21 protein-coding genes and 1 pseudogene are annotated in these 16,577 nt (G+C 62.3%); 9 read left to right on the forward strand and 13 right to left on the reverse strand.

Going from position 1 to position 16,577, the window contains the following annotated elements:
- Positions 1–68: 68 nt before the first annotated feature.
- The 12 genes and pseudogenes from VOI21_RS08185 to VOI21_RS08240 all read right to left on the reverse strand — a co-directional run.
- Positions 69–497 (reverse strand): annotated as a pseudogene (locus VOI21_RS08185) (DUF6441 family protein); the annotation flags it as partial.
- Positions 494–805: a head-tail joining protein gene (locus VOI21_RS08190; RefSeq protein ID WP_323769315.1), complete on the reverse strand. Its 312-nt coding sequence runs from the start codon at positions 803–805 to the stop codon at positions 494–496. The gene VOI21_RS08190 and the pseudogene VOI21_RS08185, both read right to left, overlap by 4 nt.
- Positions 805–1,140: a DUF2190 family protein gene (locus tag VOI21_RS08195; protein WP_323769316.1), complete on the reverse strand. Its 336-nt coding sequence runs from the start codon at positions 1,138–1,140 to the stop codon at positions 805–807. The genes VOI21_RS08190 and VOI21_RS08195 overlap by 1 nt, the downstream gene beginning before the upstream one ends.
- A 79-nt stretch (positions 1,141–1,219) precedes the next feature.
- Positions 1,220–3,283: a prohead protease/major capsid protein fusion protein gene (locus tag VOI21_RS08200; protein WP_323769317.1), complete on the reverse strand. Its 2,064-nt coding sequence runs from the start codon at positions 3,281–3,283 to the stop codon at positions 1,220–1,222.
- A 4-nt stretch (positions 3,284–3,287) separates the two neighbouring features.
- Positions 3,288–3,725, reverse strand: a complete 438-nt coding sequence (locus VOI21_RS08205; RefSeq protein ID WP_323769318.1) for a hypothetical protein — start codon at positions 3,723–3,725, stop codon at positions 3,288–3,290.
- 30 nt (positions 3,726–3,755) lie between these two features.
- Positions 3,756–4,820 (reverse strand): phage portal protein, encoded by a 1,065-nt coding sequence (locus VOI21_RS08210; RefSeq protein ID WP_323769319.1) that lies wholly within the window; start codon positions 4,818–4,820, stop codon positions 3,756–3,758.
- A complete protein-coding gene (locus tag VOI21_RS08215; RefSeq protein ID WP_323769320.1) occupies positions 4,820–5,029 on the reverse strand; it encodes a phage head-tail joining protein in 210 nt (69 codons plus the stop codon). Before VOI21_RS08215 ends, VOI21_RS08210 begins: the two co-directional genes overlap by 1 nt.
- A 2-nt stretch (positions 5,030–5,031) precedes the next feature.
- Entirely contained in the window at positions 5,032–6,885 is a 1,854-nt protein-coding gene (locus VOI21_RS08220; RefSeq protein ID WP_323769321.1) for a phage terminase large subunit family protein, read from the reverse strand.
- Positions 6,882–7,370 (reverse strand): hypothetical protein, encoded by a 489-nt coding sequence (locus VOI21_RS08225; RefSeq protein ID WP_323769322.1) that lies wholly within the window; start codon positions 7,368–7,370, stop codon positions 6,882–6,884. The genes VOI21_RS08220 and VOI21_RS08225 overlap by 4 nt, the downstream gene beginning before the upstream one ends.
- Before the next feature lie 44 nt (positions 7,371–7,414).
- Positions 7,415–7,771, reverse strand: coding sequence for a hypothetical protein (locus VOI21_RS08230; RefSeq protein WP_323769323.1), 357 nt, complete (start codon positions 7,769–7,771; stop codon positions 7,415–7,417).
- Entirely contained in the window at positions 7,771–7,980 is a 210-nt protein-coding gene (locus VOI21_RS08235; protein WP_029058679.1) for a helix-turn-helix transcriptional regulator, read from the reverse strand. The genes VOI21_RS08230 and VOI21_RS08235 overlap by 1 nt, the downstream gene beginning before the upstream one ends.
- 215 nt (positions 7,981–8,195) lie before the next feature.
- On the reverse strand, positions 8,196–8,879 hold the full coding sequence (locus tag VOI21_RS08240; RefSeq protein WP_323769324.1) for a hypothetical protein: 684 nt from the start codon (positions 8,877–8,879) through the stop codon (positions 8,196–8,198).
- Between the two features lie 108 nt (positions 8,880–8,987).
- On the opposite strand from VOI21_RS08240, the gene VOI21_RS08245 reads away from it, so the two are divergent.
- From VOI21_RS08245 to VOI21_RS08285, 9 genes are all read left to right on the forward strand, one after another.
- On the forward strand, positions 8,988–9,665 hold the full coding sequence (locus VOI21_RS08245; protein WP_323769325.1) for a LexA family transcriptional regulator: 678 nt from the start codon (positions 8,988–8,990) through the stop codon (positions 9,663–9,665).
- Between the two features lies 1 nt (position 9,666).
- Entirely contained in the window at positions 9,667–10,392 is a 726-nt protein-coding gene (locus VOI21_RS08250) for a hypothetical protein (RefSeq protein ID WP_323769326.1), read from the forward strand.
- 127 nt (positions 10,393–10,519) lie between these two features.
- Positions 10,520–10,708, forward strand: coding sequence for a type II toxin-antitoxin system Phd/YefM family antitoxin (locus VOI21_RS08255; protein WP_323769327.1), 189 nt, complete (start codon positions 10,520–10,522; stop codon positions 10,706–10,708).
- Positions 10,705–11,364 carry a DUF4433 domain-containing protein gene (locus tag VOI21_RS08260; RefSeq protein WP_323769328.1) on the forward strand — a complete coding sequence of 220 codons (660 nt, stop codon included), beginning with the start codon at positions 10,705–10,707 and terminating at the stop codon, positions 11,362–11,364. The genes VOI21_RS08255 and VOI21_RS08260 overlap by 4 nt, the downstream gene beginning before the upstream one ends.
- Positions 11,365–11,380: 16 nt before the next feature.
- Complete coding sequence (locus tag VOI21_RS08265; RefSeq protein WP_323769329.1) at positions 11,381–12,433, forward strand: macro domain-containing protein; 1,053 nt, start codon at positions 11,381–11,383, stop codon at positions 12,431–12,433.
- 262 nt (positions 12,434–12,695) lie between these two features.
- Positions 12,696–12,917: a hypothetical protein gene (locus tag VOI21_RS08270; RefSeq protein ID WP_323769330.1), complete on the forward strand. Its 222-nt coding sequence runs from the start codon at positions 12,696–12,698 to the stop codon at positions 12,915–12,917.
- Positions 12,914–13,414: a DUF2924 domain-containing protein gene (locus tag VOI21_RS08275; RefSeq protein ID WP_323769331.1), complete on the forward strand. Its 501-nt coding sequence runs from the start codon at positions 12,914–12,916 to the stop codon at positions 13,412–13,414. Before VOI21_RS08270 ends, VOI21_RS08275 begins: the two co-directional genes overlap by 4 nt.
- Positions 13,411–14,736, forward strand: a complete 1,326-nt coding sequence (locus VOI21_RS08280; protein WP_323769332.1) for a recombinase family protein — start codon at positions 13,411–13,413, stop codon at positions 14,734–14,736. The genes VOI21_RS08275 and VOI21_RS08280 overlap by 4 nt, the downstream gene beginning before the upstream one ends.
- A complete protein-coding gene (locus VOI21_RS08285) occupies positions 14,736–15,116 on the forward strand; it encodes a hypothetical protein (protein WP_323769333.1) in 381 nt (126 codons plus the stop codon). The genes VOI21_RS08280 and VOI21_RS08285 overlap by 1 nt, the downstream gene beginning before the upstream one ends.
- 12 nt (positions 15,117–15,128) lie before the next feature.
- On the opposite strand, the gene VOI21_RS08290 is transcribed toward VOI21_RS08285, so the two are convergent.
- Entirely contained in the window at positions 15,129–16,073 is a 945-nt protein-coding gene (locus tag VOI21_RS08290) for a metallophosphoesterase (RefSeq protein ID WP_323769334.1), read from the reverse strand.
- Between the last annotated feature and the right edge of the window lie 504 nt (positions 16,074–16,577).

Genomic DNA, 16,577 nt, shown 5'->3' on the forward strand with positions numbered 1-16,577 from the left:
TCTTCAATCAATGTACGAATGTGGGGCAGCAAGACCTCACAATCCCGCGTGGGCTTGGCAGTGACGCCTACCAGCAGGCTGGGTCCTCGGCGGCGATAGACAAAGCGTAAGCGCAGACCGCGCCGCCGTTCCCATTCGCCCGGAGTAATCCGGCGACCACGCAAACCTAGACCTGCGGCGGGCAGCGGGATCGCCAGCCAGAACCCATCCTTCGAGCGGATCAGCGGTCCCGTGTCATGTGCGCCGACGATCACCGGTGCTTTGGACCAAACCAACGCCGCCGCATCCAGGCTTTCACCCGATCTCGGGAAGTTCTGGTTGCGGATCGAGTTGGCAAGCCGTCGCCCAAGCCCCGCGCCCGTGATCTGCGTGCGCCATGCAGACTTCAGCCCGGTCCCGGCCTCACGCATGGCGGCCGTCACCGCGCGCTCGCCCGCCGCCATCTCCGCCGCCATCATGGCGACGATGTCGGGATCGATGTCGAGCTTCAGTCTCACGCAGGCCTCAGATCCACGGTCCAGACCAGCCGCTCACGGTCGCGGACGGGCTCGCCCTGAATGAGAAAGGCATCTCCGTCGATTTCCAATCGGTCACCGGGACGCGGGGTCGGAACTTCCGCGACGCGAAGATCGATCCGGGTCGTTTCCGACCAAAGCCGCGCGTCGCCAAAGTCGGTGAGCGCATCGGCCTGCCGGGAGACGACGCGCACCAGCACCGGCGCGCCGCCGTCGGAGGTGTAGACCGCCTCGCGCCCGATATTGGGATCCGCGAACAGCGCATCCAGAATGGCGGCAAACGCCGTCATCAGAAGCTCGCGTTCAGGCGCACCCGGCCGATCACGTCACCCGCGCCGCCTGCGACGGCTTCGATTGCCACGCCGATCAGCGTGTTCGCCGTGGCGGTCTTGGTAGCTTCCTTGTTGGTGTCGTCCCAATAGACCTTGTCACCTGCGGACCGGGCCTGGGACGCCACCTTCTTCAGATCGAAGATGCCGATGAGGGCGGCTTCGACCGTCTCGGCATTGGCAGCATCCCCAGCGGCCACGCCGAAGATGGATCCGACGAGCAGGCCATCGCCGGAGGCGACGGCATAAGGCGCGGTCAGGGTGATGGTGTTGCCGGGCTGGACGTAGTTTTTCATGTGCACGTTCCTTTGCAAAAGGGAACGGGCGGCCCGATTGGACCGCCCGTCAGAGGTGGGATGTCAGAGATGGCCCGGTTTATGCGCCCGGATTCTTGTAAAGACCGCGCCAGTCGATGGCCTTGGCACCGAAGTCGAGGCGGCACTTGATCTCGACGCCGTCGACGTCAAAGCCGTTGCGGGTCTCAATGTAGGCGCCCTGCTGACCCTCGAGATAGGCGTACTCGATGGTGTCGATCTGGTTTGGGCTGGCCGCAAGATACCAGGCGGTTTCACTGGCGGCATCGAGCCGGGGCTCGCTGATCGGCGCGAGGGTCCGGATCGATTGCGGCACGACGTTGGAGGTTGCGGCGGGCACGAGGTTCTGGGCGACCATCTGCTCGGCCTTCAGTTCCAGCGATGCGGGCACGATCAGGAAGGCAGGACGGACATTCAGCACCGTCTTCTTGTCGAGCCCCGTCTGCTTGGCCATCGCGGCGCGGGCCGCGCCGACACTGCCGACATCGAGCGCCGCGCCGGTGCCCGCGAGGTTCTTGTGGGTGGTGTGGAACAGCGCATTGCCGTCGGCCATGGCCGGGTTGGCGGTGATGATCCCCCAGACCACGTCCGATTCCAGCTGCGCGATGGAGTTGCCGTACATCGCCGGGATCCGGGTGAAGGCGTCGAGGTCGTCATTGATCAGGGTCTGGCGGGTAATGGCGACCACCCGGCCATAGGTCTTGACCTTGTAGCTCTCCTTGCTCTCGCCCAGTGTCCCGCGCTTGAACTCGCCACTCTCGCCGACCTCGAGCAGCTGCGGGGCCTCGCCGAGCTGGACCCGGTGCATGGCCTTGAAGTCGGTCGCGAGCACCTGACGGCAGAACAGCATGAATGTGCGGGGATAGGCCTCGTAGGCCTGCCGCAGGGTCTTGTTGGTGACCGCCGACAGGATCTCGGGGAAGTCCGAGGTCGAATGCAGCGCGCGCGTCGCCACCTCGTCGCGCGACAGGCCGCGCGTGTTGACCCCGGCATTGCCGAGGCTTTCGCGGGCCAGTTCCATCAGCGTCATGCCACGATACTGGCGGGCGGCATCTTCCACAGTGAACAGCGTCGGGCTGTAACGGTGCAGAAGCGCGTTCGCGACGGCGTCGCGGCGGGTGATGGCCTCATCGCGGCCACCCAGCGGGACCGACACCTGGCTGAAGGTGCGGGTTTCCTCGGATTTCGCTGCAACCTGATCGAGGATCAGGCGGCGCGCTTCGCCGATGTCCGTGCCGCGTTTGACCAGATCCTCGGCAAAGCTGCGCTCGAGGTTCAGGCGACCGGCCAGATCATAGATCGTGGACACGCGGTCACGCTCGGTTTCTCGCGCGCGGGTCGCGACAGCTTCGGTATCGGGTGCTGCGGCAGTGTCGGGCTTCTGCGGCTTCGACTGCGCGCGGGTCTCAACGGCAGCGTCCTTCGGCTCGGTCAAAGCCGCAGTCGGTATGGTCATCGTAGTATCCTCGGTTTTGACCGGCTCGGTCAGCTGGGTGGCTTGGATTTCGGCGTCGCTCGCCGGGGCGTTGGGTTTGTCCGTCATCGGGATGGCTCCTGTGGTTGTGGGTGGGACGTCCCGGCGATGAAGGACGCAATCGTGAAGGGGGGATTGAGCACGGAAGCCCGCGGCGGGGTCCGCGCCAACGGGCACGGCAGACACCTCGAAGGGCGTCCAGTCGACCGCGCGCCAAAGCTCCCGGGCGGCTTCGGGTTTTGAGACCTCAAAGCGGTGGACCTGGTAGCCAATGGACACCGCGCGGATGTGCCCGGCCTGAATGTCGCGCCAGATCGGCTCAACGTCGGCGCGCTCAGAGATCCGGACCTGCGCAACGCCACGGCCGTTTTCGATCCGGGCGGACCCCGGCACGACCGAGCCGATCACGGCATCCAACGTGTCGACCTCGTGCACCTTCAGAAACGGCGCGCCCGCATTCAGCCGATCCAGCCGCACATGGGTCGGGTCGAGGCTCAGTTCCTCGTCATAGGTCTCGCCGAACAGGGTCGACCGACGAACCCGAGCGCCTGCCGACCAGATCACCTCGACGGTTCGGGCGTCGGTATCGGCCGAGTTTGGCGCAAGCTCCGCCGACCGGCGCAGGGCCGGTAATTCGATCATCGTGTCCATGGGGTCAGTCCTGTTGGTCGGGGTCGGCCTGTGCAGCGTCGGCTTCCGGGTCAGCGGCCGGATCGCTCGCCGGATCGCTGGTCTGCGCGCTCCCAATCTTGGTGACGCGGCGCGGGTCGCTGTCGAGTACGAGGCCGAGGGCGTCGAGCTTGGCGTTGGTCGCGGCGATCTCGGCAAGCACCGCATCGGGATTGCGGCCCTGCCGCGCGATCACCTCTGCCAGCGTCATGGTGCCAGATCGGATCGACAGCAGGTTGGCCATCGCGTCCTTTTGAGGATCGACCGCCTCGAACTTCGGCGGCGACCATTCGACCGGCACGTCAGGTGTCGGGATCTGGCCCGCCGCCCATGCGGCCTCGGTGAACCAGCGCCAGACTGGGGCGCAGAACATCGGGATGAACAGCTGCCACTGCACGGCATCGATCTGGCGGCGAAACTCCACCAGCCCCGCCCGGATCGAGGAATAGTTGACCTAGCTGAGGTCGCCGGTCAGCAACTCATAGGGCACCCGGAACCCGGCCGAGATCGTGTGCAGGCTGGCCCGCTTGTATTCGCCGTAGCCGCCGGTGGCCGAGGGCTGGTTGAACCGGATGTCCTTGCCGCCCCGTGCATAGGCGATAAGCCCCGGCTCGAACTGCTCGACACGGTTGCCGTCCGCATCGACCACAGACGGTGCGATGCCCTGCTGTGCCTCGTCGTCACCAAAGACGATGGCGGTGACGCAGGCCTCGGTCTTCTTGCGGACCAGTTCGGCGACCTCGTAATCATCGAGATCGCGCAGGCTGCGGATCACCGGAGCGCCCCAGGGAACGCCGCGCGCCTGTGTGCGCTGCTTCTCGTAGACATGGGCGATCTCGGTCGCGGGGACCGGACGGCTCTGCAAGCCATTCTGCAATGCGCCATAGGCGTCGCCGGGATGTTCGGCGTGCAGCCAGTATGCGCGGCGCTTGCCGACCGGGTTAAACTCGATCCCTTGGACCAGCCGCCCCGCGCCGATGGCGCCGGATTTCGTGGCGTCGAGGAAGTCGGCCTCCAGCACCTGCAACTGCAGCGGCACCGGCAGGCCATCTGACGCCCGCCGCAGACGTCGGCGCACCAGAACCTCGCCCGCTTCGACCATTTCCCGGCAGATCAGCGTCTGCAGCCCATAGAAGTCGAGCTGGCCGTCGGCGTCAGCGGCGTCCGACCACCTTGCGAAGAGCGCATCGACCTTCCGGTCCAGCTTGTCATTGCCGCTCGCCGCCCGAGGCATGATGCCCGCACCGACAATGTTGTTGACCAGCACCGCCACGGCCTTCGCCGCATGCGGGTTGTTGCGCACCAGATCGCGCATCCGGTCGCGCAGCAGCGCCCCGGCCACGCCAACCTCGGTATCGGCCGAAGTGCCCGGCGCGCGCCAACCCTCGGTCCGCCGCCCCTTGGCAGCGCCATCATAGCCACGCGTCAGGGTTTCAAACGCTTGGCGCGCGAGAACACGGCGCGCCGCCGTGCGCGGTGCCACTGAGGCAATCGCATGATCAAACCAATTGGCTGACATCACCGGTCCCCGCGCGAGAAGCCCGCGAGCCCTGCGATCGGCAGTGGCCGTGTCGTGCCCGCGATGGCGCGCTCGATGGTGCGGATGCGCGCCAGCAAATCCTCGGCTGAACCATAATCGACGGATTTGCCGTCATAGCTGACCCGGGTCGTGCCGCTGGCATAGGCCCGGCGCAACGCCGAGAGCTCGGTTTCGGTCCAGTCCGCCATGTTTAAAACCACCCTCCACGCCGTCCGAGCCAGTCAGATTGACGTTTCCTCTGCGCGGTCTGCGCTTGCCTGTTGATCTGCCCTGCGGAGTTCGCACAGGTGTCGGCGACCCCAAGCTGATCCTCGAGGTCGCGCCATTTCTCGTCGGTCCAGCGATCCGCGCCCGCAATCCAGGCGGCAGCACGGGCATAGACCCGGCAATCCAGCGCCTCGTTGCGTTCGCGCAGCTTCTGCCATTCCAGCCGCGCAAAGCCGCGCTTTGTGCGCACGGTGACCAACTGCTCCGCCACGAACTGCTTCAGCCATTCGTTCTCGACCCAATGCGGCAGATGAACGGTGCCGGGTGAGAATACCGCGCCGTCAGCGCGTTCCTCATCCGTGGGCCGTTCCAGTCGCAGGAAGCGATAAGTCTCTGCCTTGAAGGTCGAGACCGCCACGGTCCAGAGCCTTGCGCCACGACGAAGCCGCTTGCCGCCTTCGGTCGCGTCCACGTAAGTGGGCCCCGACACTGGGCTCGCGCGGTTGAAGCCTTCGACGCCTTTTACCGGCGCGACCTGCGCGAACCCTTGCGCCCGCGACCAGCCGTAGACGGCCGGGGCCTCGTAGCCGGTGTCGATGGCAAGACGCGCGATTTTGAGATGCGCGCCTCGTTCATGCGGCCAGGTCCGACCAAGCAACTCCGTCAGATCGCCCCAAGCCTCATGACGGTCCGGTCCGCCCTCGATCACGATGTGGTCGACGAGCCAGCTTTCCAACCCACGGCCCCAGCCCCAGACATCGACCTCGATCCGGTCTTTCTGAACGTCGGCCCCAGCGGTCAGGAACAGCCCGCCCGCAGGTACGATGCCCGGTTTCCAGCTTTCCCGCTGGTCGTAAAGCCGCTGCCAGTCAGGCGCTTCGCCGGTCTCGACCCAAGTCTCTCCGAGGATCGTGTTGCGGAACGCCTTGATCGCCTCGTCTGACCCTTGCGCTGCGTCCCACGCCCGCACGATCCGCTCCCAGCTCAGCCACCCGATGGGTGAATAGAGCGCGGAGAGGTGGTAGCCGACCGCGTTGGGATCGGCCGTCGTGGCCGTCGCCCGCCATTCGCCAGCCTCCAGCATCGCTGTCTTGTGGTGTTCCGCGATGGGCTGGTCGCAGCGCTCGCAATGATATTCCGCGGTCTCCGGGCGGCCTTTCTCCCAACGCAGACGCTCGAACTTGAGCCATTGCTCTTGGCCGCAATGCGGACATGGCACGAAAAACCGACGCTGATCGCTCGCCTCGAACTCCCGCTCAATCCGGCTCAGCCCCCGGATGGTGGGCGTCGAGACCAGAAATACCTTTCGCCTATGGGCAAAGGTCAGCGAGCGGGCCTCGGCCAACGTGACCGGGTCGCCTTCCTCGTCGGCCGAGGCTGGATAGGCATCGACCTCGTCGAGAAAGATGTAGCGCGCGGGTGTCGAGCGCAGCCCGACCGCCGAGTTCGCTCCCGTCATGATCAGAATGCCACCCGCGAACTCCTTCGACAGCATGGTGTTGCCCGCGTCGCGCGAGCGCGCCGGTTTGACCCGCTCCCGCAGTTCCGGGCTCTCGTCGATCAGCGGGTCGATCCGCTGGCGCGAGTTGCGTTTCGCCAGTTCCACCGTCGGCTGGACCGCCAGCATCGGCCCCGGCGCCTGGTGGATCGCGAACCCGATCCAGTTATTCCTCGCTTCGGTCGCGCCGACCTGTGCGGCCTTCATGAACACGATCCGCTGTGTCGGATCGCCGGGTGAGAGCCGATCCATGATTTCACCCATGTAGGGCGTGCGCGCCGTGCGATACCGCCCTGGCTCGGCCGAGGCGCGGTCGGCGCTGATGATGGGCAGGCTCATTGATCGCCCCCCTGCGGGACGATCTCGATCTTCAGCGTGCCGGGCCGGACGGTGCGTGCGGGCGCGAAGCCCTGCCGGATGGCTTCGGGCCAGGCCGCGTATTTGCGCTCGGGCACCTTGTAGGCCAGATCGACATATTCGGCGGGATCGTCGCCTGCATCGCGGATCCGCGCGACCATGTCGGCCAGCCGGTCCTGATCCCAATCCACCCGCTTCGGCAGATCGGCGACCACGGTGAAATCGCCATCGTCGAACCGGACGGTGCCGGTGTCCTTGGCTTGAATCTGGCGTTCCTCAGCTGCCCGGTTGGCATAGCGAACGGCCAGTCCAGCATCGAAGCGGGCCTTGGCCGCCTTGTCGCGCTTCAGGCGCTCGTCGATCTCGCGCTGCAGGATTGCCAGCAGCTCGACCGGCAAGGCTGCGATTTCGGCTGCGCTGAGGGACGGCAGATCGTCGGGCGTGGGGGTGTTCTCAGGAAATGGCATGAAAGGGTCTCCGTGATCGGTCAAAAGGGAATGGAAGGCGGGCATCACGCGGCCTCGAGCAGGCGGACTGACAGGGCGGCGCCGCTGGATCGAGGTCTTGTCCGGGCGACAGCGATGTAGGCGAAGTGATCGGGACCGATCCGCGCCTGGACGAGATGGACGAGGTTCTGCTCGGCCGCGCGAAGGGCGGCGGCCGCAACCTGGCGCAATGCGCGCTGACGGTCGGCGGGGAGTTTCGACAGGACGGCGGTGGCATCCACCGCCAGAAACCCGCGGTGATAGACAAGCGTTTCGCCGGGTTCGGCCTGCGCGATCCATGCGCAGAACCCGACCTCGTCCAGACCGGCAGCGGCGCAGAACGGCACCACCCGCTCGGCCGCAAAATCATCGAGACGTACCATCATGCGGCACCCGCATGGGCATCAGCGCCGGTGCTGTGGCGCAACTGGTCCTGCTCGAAGGCGGTGATGTCCTCCATGCGGTAAACCACACGGCCGCCCAGCTTCATGAATTGCGGGCCTTCACCGGCCCACCGCCACCGCTCCAGCGTGCGGTGCGAGATGTTCCAGCGCCGGGCCAGTTCTTTCTGATTGAGGTGTTTGAGCTGCATCTTCGTCTCCTGTCGCTCGCTGCGTTGGGAGGAAGATGCGAAATCCCGCTGTGGGATGTCGTCAGGATCGAAGTGGGATGCGGAGGGGGATCAGTTTGAGCCATGCAACTCAACGGCGAACGCTCTGGCGGGGGATTGCCATCCCACTCTCATCCCCCAGCGCATCCCACTGTGGAGCCGGAGGGACACGCGCGCCGGAACAGGATGAGTCGAAATCAGTCGCAGTTCAGACGGTAGTTGCCGCGACCATTCGATTCGATCAGCGACCGCCACTGCTTCTGGGATTTGAACACGTCGGACATCTTCAGGCTCTTCGAGCCCGCGGCCGACAGAATCGCCTTGCCGCTCTGCCAGGCCTCGCCACGTCGCGCCGCCTCATGCAGCGCACGGACAACCTGCGCCTGGATCGGGCCCAGACGAAACTGGTGCCCGCCGCAACGCACTTCATGAAAGCCAGCGGTCGCACTGAAGACAGGCAGCTGCGGTCCGGTCTCTGCGCCGGAGAACCCTGTCTCCGCTTCGAAACGATCACGTTCCTCGCGCCTTAGCAGTAAATCCTCAACGCTCAGAGGCACGCCATCGCGATCACCCCAGATCGACGCATAGTCCGACGCGGGCGTACGGAAGTCGCTCACTGTCAACTCGGCGGCACGAAACAGCTGAAAGACGTCCCGCGCATGCAACTCAAGCAGTCCACTGTAGTAGCTCTGCTCGGTGGGCACCCGAAAGTGCTCACCCTCATGGGTCTCCTCGTAATCCCCCAGCTCCAACGGAACACCGAAGACGCGCAGCGACAGTCGCAGCTTGTCGTTCTCCGCCAGATAGATCAGGTCGGCCTCTGAGATGGACCAGCGATCGAGGATCTCCGGCAGAGTAAAATACGCCTTCTCGATCTCCATCTGACCCCCGATTCCTGCCATTGAGTGTTTAGGGTTTGTTCTAAATCCTTGACGCCCTCCGATCAATCCTGTTTTATCCTATTTGATCCACAGCCCTCTGGGGAAAACATGACCGAGCATCACACGCTCTCTGACCGCCTTCGCGCCCGAGCTCAACAACTCGGGCTGAGCCCCGCCCATGTCGCAGAGATGGCCGGGGTCAATCGCTCCTTCGTCTACGACATCCTGCGCGGCCGCTCAGCCCGGCCCGGGATCGACAAGCTGGCAGAGGTCGCCCGTGTGCTGAAGGTCGAGCGGGAATGGCTGATCCACGGCATTGGCGACGTCGAGGGCGAGCTGCCCTTCATCGAGAACCCCGACGAGACCTTCGTGGCGATCGCACATGCCAGCCCGCGCCCGTCGATGGGCGGCGGCGCGGTGGTGACCGAGGATCACGACACACCGGGCCGCGCCTATCACTTCCGCCGGTCCTGGATAAAGAGCAGCCTGAAGGCCAGCCCGTCGCAGCTGCGCATCATGCATGTAGAGGGAGACAGCATGGCGCCGACCCTGCTGGACGGCGACACCGTGCTGGTCGACATGACCCGTCGCGCGCCGAACCCGCCTGGGATCTTCGTTCTGGACGATGGCATGGGTCTGGTCGCCAAGCGGCTTGAGCACGTCCCCAACAGCGAACCGCCCGCCGTGCGGGTCATCTCGGACAACAGCTTCTACAGTCCCTACGAGCGCAGTGCCGAGGAAATCCACATCATCGGCCGCATTCGCTGGTTCGCGCGGGAGATCTGAGGTGATCGAGTTCCGCCAGATCGACGATGCAAACCCGGCGCTGGCGCATTCGCCGATGGTGCGGGCACTGGAAAGGACTTTTGCCTACATCGCCGAACATGGCGAAATCGGACTGACGCCATCGAAAGCCTTCAAGCGGGTATTTGTGCATTGGGCCGCGCGCGAGTTCGACTGGCCCGACTACACCGAGGAAGACCTGTTCGCCATCAACAAGGTGCTGAACGAGATCGACTTTGGCCCGCTGATGGATCTGCACGACGTGATGATCGCGTTGAAGATCGGGCGGCACTACAAGGGACAGTTCAAGCTGACCAAGGCGGGCCAGGAGCTGGTCGGGCATCCCGGCCGCATCTTCAGCATCGTTACGCCGTTTTACCTGTTCGAGGTCAATCACGCCCGCGTTTCCCGTTTCGACGACGAGCCGATCTTGGGCAATTGGGACGTGTTCCTGAACGTGTTGAACGTCGAGACCGAAGACGGCGCGACGGGCGCTGACCTCCGTAAGGTGCTGTTCGGCGAACCCAATCCCAGCGATCGTTTCGACCAAGTGCTGAGCAACCTGTATATTCAGGTGCTTCGGCCTCTCTGCTGGACAGGGTTACTGCAAGAAAACCGTGCCAAGGGGTTGCTTCGGACGCGGGAGAGCACGTTCACCAAGACGCCGTTGTGGCGAGCGGCGCTGAGGCTGGAGACCGACAGGATGATGCGACCCCAGACACGACATTGATATTCAGGATCAACGTTGCTGCATGACGAGAGCGCAACCACCGTTACTGACTACGTCAGAAATAATGGACATAATAGCCATAATGTACCCTATGGACATATGAGCCGAAACGAGACAAGAAGAAGGAATGAAAAACTTCTCTGCGCGTGATGCGAAGAACCAGTTCGGCCTGCTCATAGATACCGCGAGGGTGGACCCCGTGGTAATCGAGAAACATGGTAGACCAGTGGTCGTCGTCTGCTCTGTCGAAGAGTTTGATCGCCTGAGACGAATTGCATCAAAGCATTCCGATCCAACCAAAAAGGGGTCTGAATGACAAAAACGCCTGAAAAAGTCTGGATCTACCACATCGTTCACAAGGACCGATTGCAATCAATTATGGATGATGGGTTTCTTTGGTCGGACGCCGAAGCCCGCGCGCGCTCAAGTGCTGGAACGACTGTCGGAATGATGGGGATCAAGGACAGACGCCTCGCGACAAGTTTGAGTTCGCATCCGGACCTTACCGTGGGCGCGTGTGTCCCTTTCTACTTCTGCCCTCGCTCAATAATGTTATTCCTCCTACACAGAGGAAATCACCCCGAAGTAACCTATCGCGGCGGTCAGGAACCAATAGTCCACCTAGTCTCGGAATTGCCTACTACTGTTGCATGGGCAGAAGAAAATGAACTGCGGTGGGCTTTCACCCTATCTAACGCCGGCTCAAGTTACTTCGAAGACCGCTCGGATCTTGGCGCTCTGGATGAAATCGACTGGAACTCAGTAGCTGCCACCAAGTGGAGTGGGAATGGCGTCAGTCGGCAGGTGAAGGAGGGTAAGCAGGCAGAGTTCTTAGTTGAGCGCTGCTTTCCTTGGACGCTCGTGCAGGGCATCGGTGTCCGCTCAGAAGCCGTTGGCAGAGATGTCACCAGAATGATGTCTGGCAGGGCCCACAGGCCAACGGTGAAAGCCTTGCCAACGTGGTATTACTAGAAAAGGGAGGACAATAATGATTCGATATATGACTGGAGATATCCTCCGCAGCGAAGCCGATGCTTTGGTTAACACAGTCAACTGTGTAGGCGTTATGGGGCGTGGTATTGCCCTTCAATTCAAGAAAGCATTTCCCAGAAATTTTGAAGACTACAAGAATGCCTGTGATCGCGGTGAAGTTGTGCCTGGGAAAATGTTTATCACGGAACGGAACGCACTGACAGCGCCAAGGTTCATTATCAATTTTCCGACGAAACGACACTGGAGAGGGAAGAGTCGAATAGAAGATATTGAGTCTGGGCTAGTCGATCTTCGCCAACAGATTGAAGCGCGTGGGATCCGGTCCATTGCAATTCCCCCACTGGGCAGTGGGTTGGGTGGATTAAACTGGTCTGATGTCCGGAAGCGTATCGAGGCATCTCTGACGGGCACGGATGCCGAGATTATTGTGTTCGAACCCGGTGAAGCTCCTGACGCTCAAGTTATGGCGCGAAGCACAGAACCTCCAAAGATGACGACTGGCCGAGCTACTCTAGTCACTTTGATGCACCGGTATCTTTCCGGACTGCTGGACCCGTTCGTGACGTTGATCGAGCTTCATAAGCTAATGTATTTCATGCAAGAAGCCGGGGAGCCACTTCGTTTGAAATACAAGAAACACCATTACGGCCCCTATGCTGAGAACCTACGGCATGTCTTGAACCAGATTGAGGGGCACCTCGTGTCCGGTTACGCAGACGGCGGGGACATTCCTGGCAAACAAATAGAATTGGTACCCGGAGCGGTTGCTGAAGCTGAAGCACTTCTGCAGGTGCATGAAGACACACATGAGCGGTTCGAGCGAGTAAGTCGCTTAGTGGAAGGATTCGAATCTCCGGTTGGACTAGAACTTTTGGCAACGGTTCATTGGATAGTACGCCAGGAAGCTGTCACGAATGTTGAAGAAGCTATCGAGCGGACATACGCATGGAATGACAGAAAGCGACGCTTCACACCCCGACAAATCAAACTTGCATTCAATCGCCTCGTTGAATGCGGGTGGGGTCCGGAGCGAACACAAACTCAGTAAGAGCCCAACAAACTTGAAGTGGCGACAATACTGGAGCAAAAAAGTAAAACTGCCTGAGACCGCTACATTTGTGGTTTTGTTCCGCCAGCGAGAGAGTTGAGTGTTGGAATTCACCGGCACCTCCTCATTTTGACGATTGAAGCGGCGCGTCCGATCCTCTCCTCATGATTTCGCCCCTCTACGACAACCCATTGTTTTAACTTGAAATCCCATCCGCATCGCGGCCACCACAGGGCAAAACAGCTCCTGAGGTTCGCCCGCCATGCCCGATAACGACGTCAATTTCGCCCCACCGCCTGAAACGCTCACCACCAATGAGCGGCTGGCAGAACTCGCCCAGATCCTCGCTTCGGCCGTGGATCGCGCCAACCCACCAAAAATAAACGAAAAATCTCCGGACGAAGGAGACAGTTCGCTGGACATCCTCGCCCTTGTTCGCCGTCGTCGTCACCAATTGCGAACCCGAGTTGGAGAGGACGAATGACGAAAACCAAAACGAAATCAGTGGGAAAGAGAACAGGCACTGGCGCTTCGCAGGACCACGTTGTCCTGGCGGACCTGGTCGCGCTGAAGGCGATGACCGTGCCCGAATTGCGCGAGAAATGGGCGGCGATCTTTGGCGCGCCCGCGCCGAACACCAGCCGCCAGAATCTCGAGCTGCGGCTTGGCTACCGCATCCAGGAACTGGCCCTTGGCGGCATCGGCCGCGACACCCGGCGGACGCTGGATGCACTTGCGGCGGAGGTGGCTTCTGGCGAACCCGGTCAGGTGATGACCGACCCGCGCCGCCCGATGCCGGGCACCAAACTGGTCCGTGAATGGAACGGCGTCGAGCACACTGTCACTGTGCTGACGAAGGGCTTCGAGTGGCAAGGTCGCCGGTACAAATCGCTTTCTGGCGCGGCGCGGGCCATCACCGGCGCGAATTGGAATGGCTGGAAATTCTTCGGCTTCACTCCACGCCCGAGGATCAGCAAATGACGCGCCAGACACAGCCGCAACCGCCCCGCCGCCTGCGCTGCGCGATCTACACACGCAAGTCGAGCGAGGAAGGGCTCGACATGGAATTCAACAGCCTCGACGCGCAGAGGGAGGCCTGCGAGGCCTATATCGCCAGCCAGAAGGCAGAGGGTTGGGTATGCCTGCGCGACAAATACAATGACGGCGGCTTCTCCGGTGGCACGCTGGAACGCCCCGCGCTGAAGGACCTGATAGCCGACATCGAAGACGGGCTGATCGACATCGTCGTGGTCTACAAGATCGACCGTTTGCCGCGCGCGCTGATGGATTTCTCAAAGCTGGTCGAGATCTTCGACAAGCACGGCGTAACCTTTGTTTCTGTCACCCAGTCCTTCAACACCACCACGTCCATGGGGCGGCTGACGCTGAACATCCTGCTCAGCTTCGCTCAGTTCGAGCGCGAAGTCATAGGTGAGCGGATCCGCGACAAGGTTGCCGCGTCGCGCAAGAAGGGCATCTGGATGGGTGGGCCGGTGCCGCTGGGTTACAACGTGAAAGACCGCAAGCTGATCGTGGATCCGGTCGAGGCCGAGACGGTGCGGACGATCTTCACGCTCTACGCACGGTCAAGTTCCACGGCGCAGGTGATCCTAGAGCTGGACGCACGCGCGATCCTGACCAAGACCGGCAGGCCCTATGACAAGACTTCGCTGCTCAAGACCCTGCACAACAAGGTCTATCGCGGCCTCGCCGTCCACAAGGGCAACGCCTATCCCGGCGAGCACGACGCGATCATCGACGAGACGCTCTGGGACGAGGTGCACGAGGTGATCGCTAACAACCGGTATCTTAGGAAGGCCGCAGCTCAGGAGCCGTCACCGGCGCTGCTGCGCGGGTTGATCTTCATCGAGACCGGCGTGGCGATGACCCCGCACCACACCAAGAAAGGCACGCGCCGCTATCGCTACTACGTCTCGATGGACGTGATCAAAAAACGGCCCAAGGCCGAGTTGCGCGGCCCGCAGCGGTTGCCGGGTGGCATGGTCGAGGATGCCGTGATTGGCGAAATCCGCCGCCTGCTGCGCACCCCCGAGGTTGCCGCGCGGGTGTCGCGGACTCTGCGCAAGGATCGGCCGGACCTTGGTGAGGACGCGATCAGCGCGTCGCTCACCCAGTTCGACGACATGTGGAACGCGCTGATTCCGGCGGAACAGGCACGCGTGGTCCGGCTTCTGGTGGCGCGGGTCACGGCCAGCGAGGCCGGATTGGCTGTCGATCTCCGACATGAGGGCTTGGGCGCGATTGCAGCACTCATGGCCCCGGCAAAGCCAGAGGTGGCGTGATGGCAGAGCCAGAAACCCTGCGCGTCCACATCCCGCTCACCCTGCGCAATCGCGGCGGCCGCCCCCGCATCCTGCCGTCCAAGGAGATCGAGGTCGCCATGGATCTCGGACAGGACGCTCGGCTGTTACGCGCCATCGGCCGCGCGTGGGACTGGCGGCGCAGGCTGGAGCGTGGCGATGTCACCACCATCGCCGACCTCGCCAGAGAGGAAGGCATCTCCGACCGCTATGTCAGCCGTGTGATCCGGCTGGCATGGCTTGAACCGTCGGTGCTGGAGAGGCTGGTCCTGCGGCGCGAACCCACAGTGCTGTCGATCTTCGACCTCTGCGGCGTGGCGGAGCTGCCGTGGGTCAAGCAACCGGGGCTGGTGTTCGATTGATAGACACCCGTTTTAGCTGACCGCCGGATGCACCCGGATCTTGTCCATCGAAAGCGGTCCGACCGGGTCGGACATATCATATGACACCAGTGGGCCGTCCTTGCCTGCAGAATAGTCGAGACAAAGCGCGTTATGTGCCTGTAGGACCGGGTCGCCACTCAACCAGTAATGCCCGAAGAACACCGGTCGCGCAGTGGCTGGATAGGTCTGCGCCGAAAGCGTCTCCGGCAAGTATTCGTCAGGCAGGTCCTCAATTGATGGCACAGAGATCGCGATGTCGCGCCAGGTGCGAGCGGCGGCGTTCCACCATTGCAGCCGCACATGATCCTGCTCCGTCCCGTCCTTGTCCGTGAACGACCAGCCATCAGGTAGCTGCTGCTCCGGCCCCTTGGTGATCTGCTCGGCCAGTATAAACATCTCGTCGGTCTCGTCTCGATCCGCAGCACGGATCAGTTGTTCCTCGGTCAGCACGCCATCCCCGGTCAGTGTCTTGAGCCGATCCAATGAGGCGTCGATCCAGCAGGCGTGCACGGCACGAAACCCGTCCTCCTCCAGAAACAGTGGCAGGCTGCGCATCCAGTCCAGAACGTCGCGAGTCTGCGGATCGCCGGGCGGGAACTGGTCGAGGAACGTCCGGTACTGCCGGATGTTCTTAGGGGAATGCGCACGAAGCGGCTGACCATCATCGGGGTGCATCGTGTGGAAATGCAGAGCGTTGAGCTCATGATTGCCCATGATCGCCTTGGCCTTGCCTGCATCGACAAGTTCGCGAACGGTCTTGAGAACAGCCCGATTATCCGGCCCACGGTCGATGAAGTCTCCCAGAAAGACGATCTGTCGATCCGGATCCGGATGGGTCCATCCGAGAGCACTCCGCCTCCACCCCAGCCCAGCGAGGGAAGCGTCGAGTTTGGCGGATTGGCCGTGGGTGTCTGGAATGATGTCAAATGGGTTCATGCGGTCATCCTGGGATTGTTCTCGGTACTTGGTTTGGCTCAGCCTCCGCATCGATCTGAACCAACCCGAGGTTCTTGAAACGCTAGCGGTGCCAAAATGGTTTGTCATCAGGGGTTTCGGTGAGTGAATGGGATGCGAACCAGCCCCAGCAATCCGCTGCTTTACGCTGGGCTCCCGAGCAACGCGCCTACCGTGTGTTCCGTCTACGTTGCCATCGTTACCTTTCGGATCGCCGATTTGGGTTTTGGCGGGGTTTGGAAGCAGGTCATTGAAAGGTAATGAGAAAACGGGACCGAACCGGAACGAACGAGGTTCGCCCAAACTGAGACTGAGGGCCATTCTGAACCCAGCTTCAGCTAGGCGGCGCGTCTATGAGGATCGGCCGGCCCCTGTAAACCGCTTTGATAACACGAAAAAAACCGTGCCCGTCAGGGCGGTGTCACTGGTTCGAAATGGGAATAATGGCGGAGAGGAAGCCCGCCATTGGTTGTTCCGGCGCGATCC

The organism is Antarctobacter sp. (assembly GCF_034670325.1).
Lineage (GTDB): Bacteria > Pseudomonadota > Alphaproteobacteria > Rhodobacterales > Rhodobacteraceae > Antarctobacter.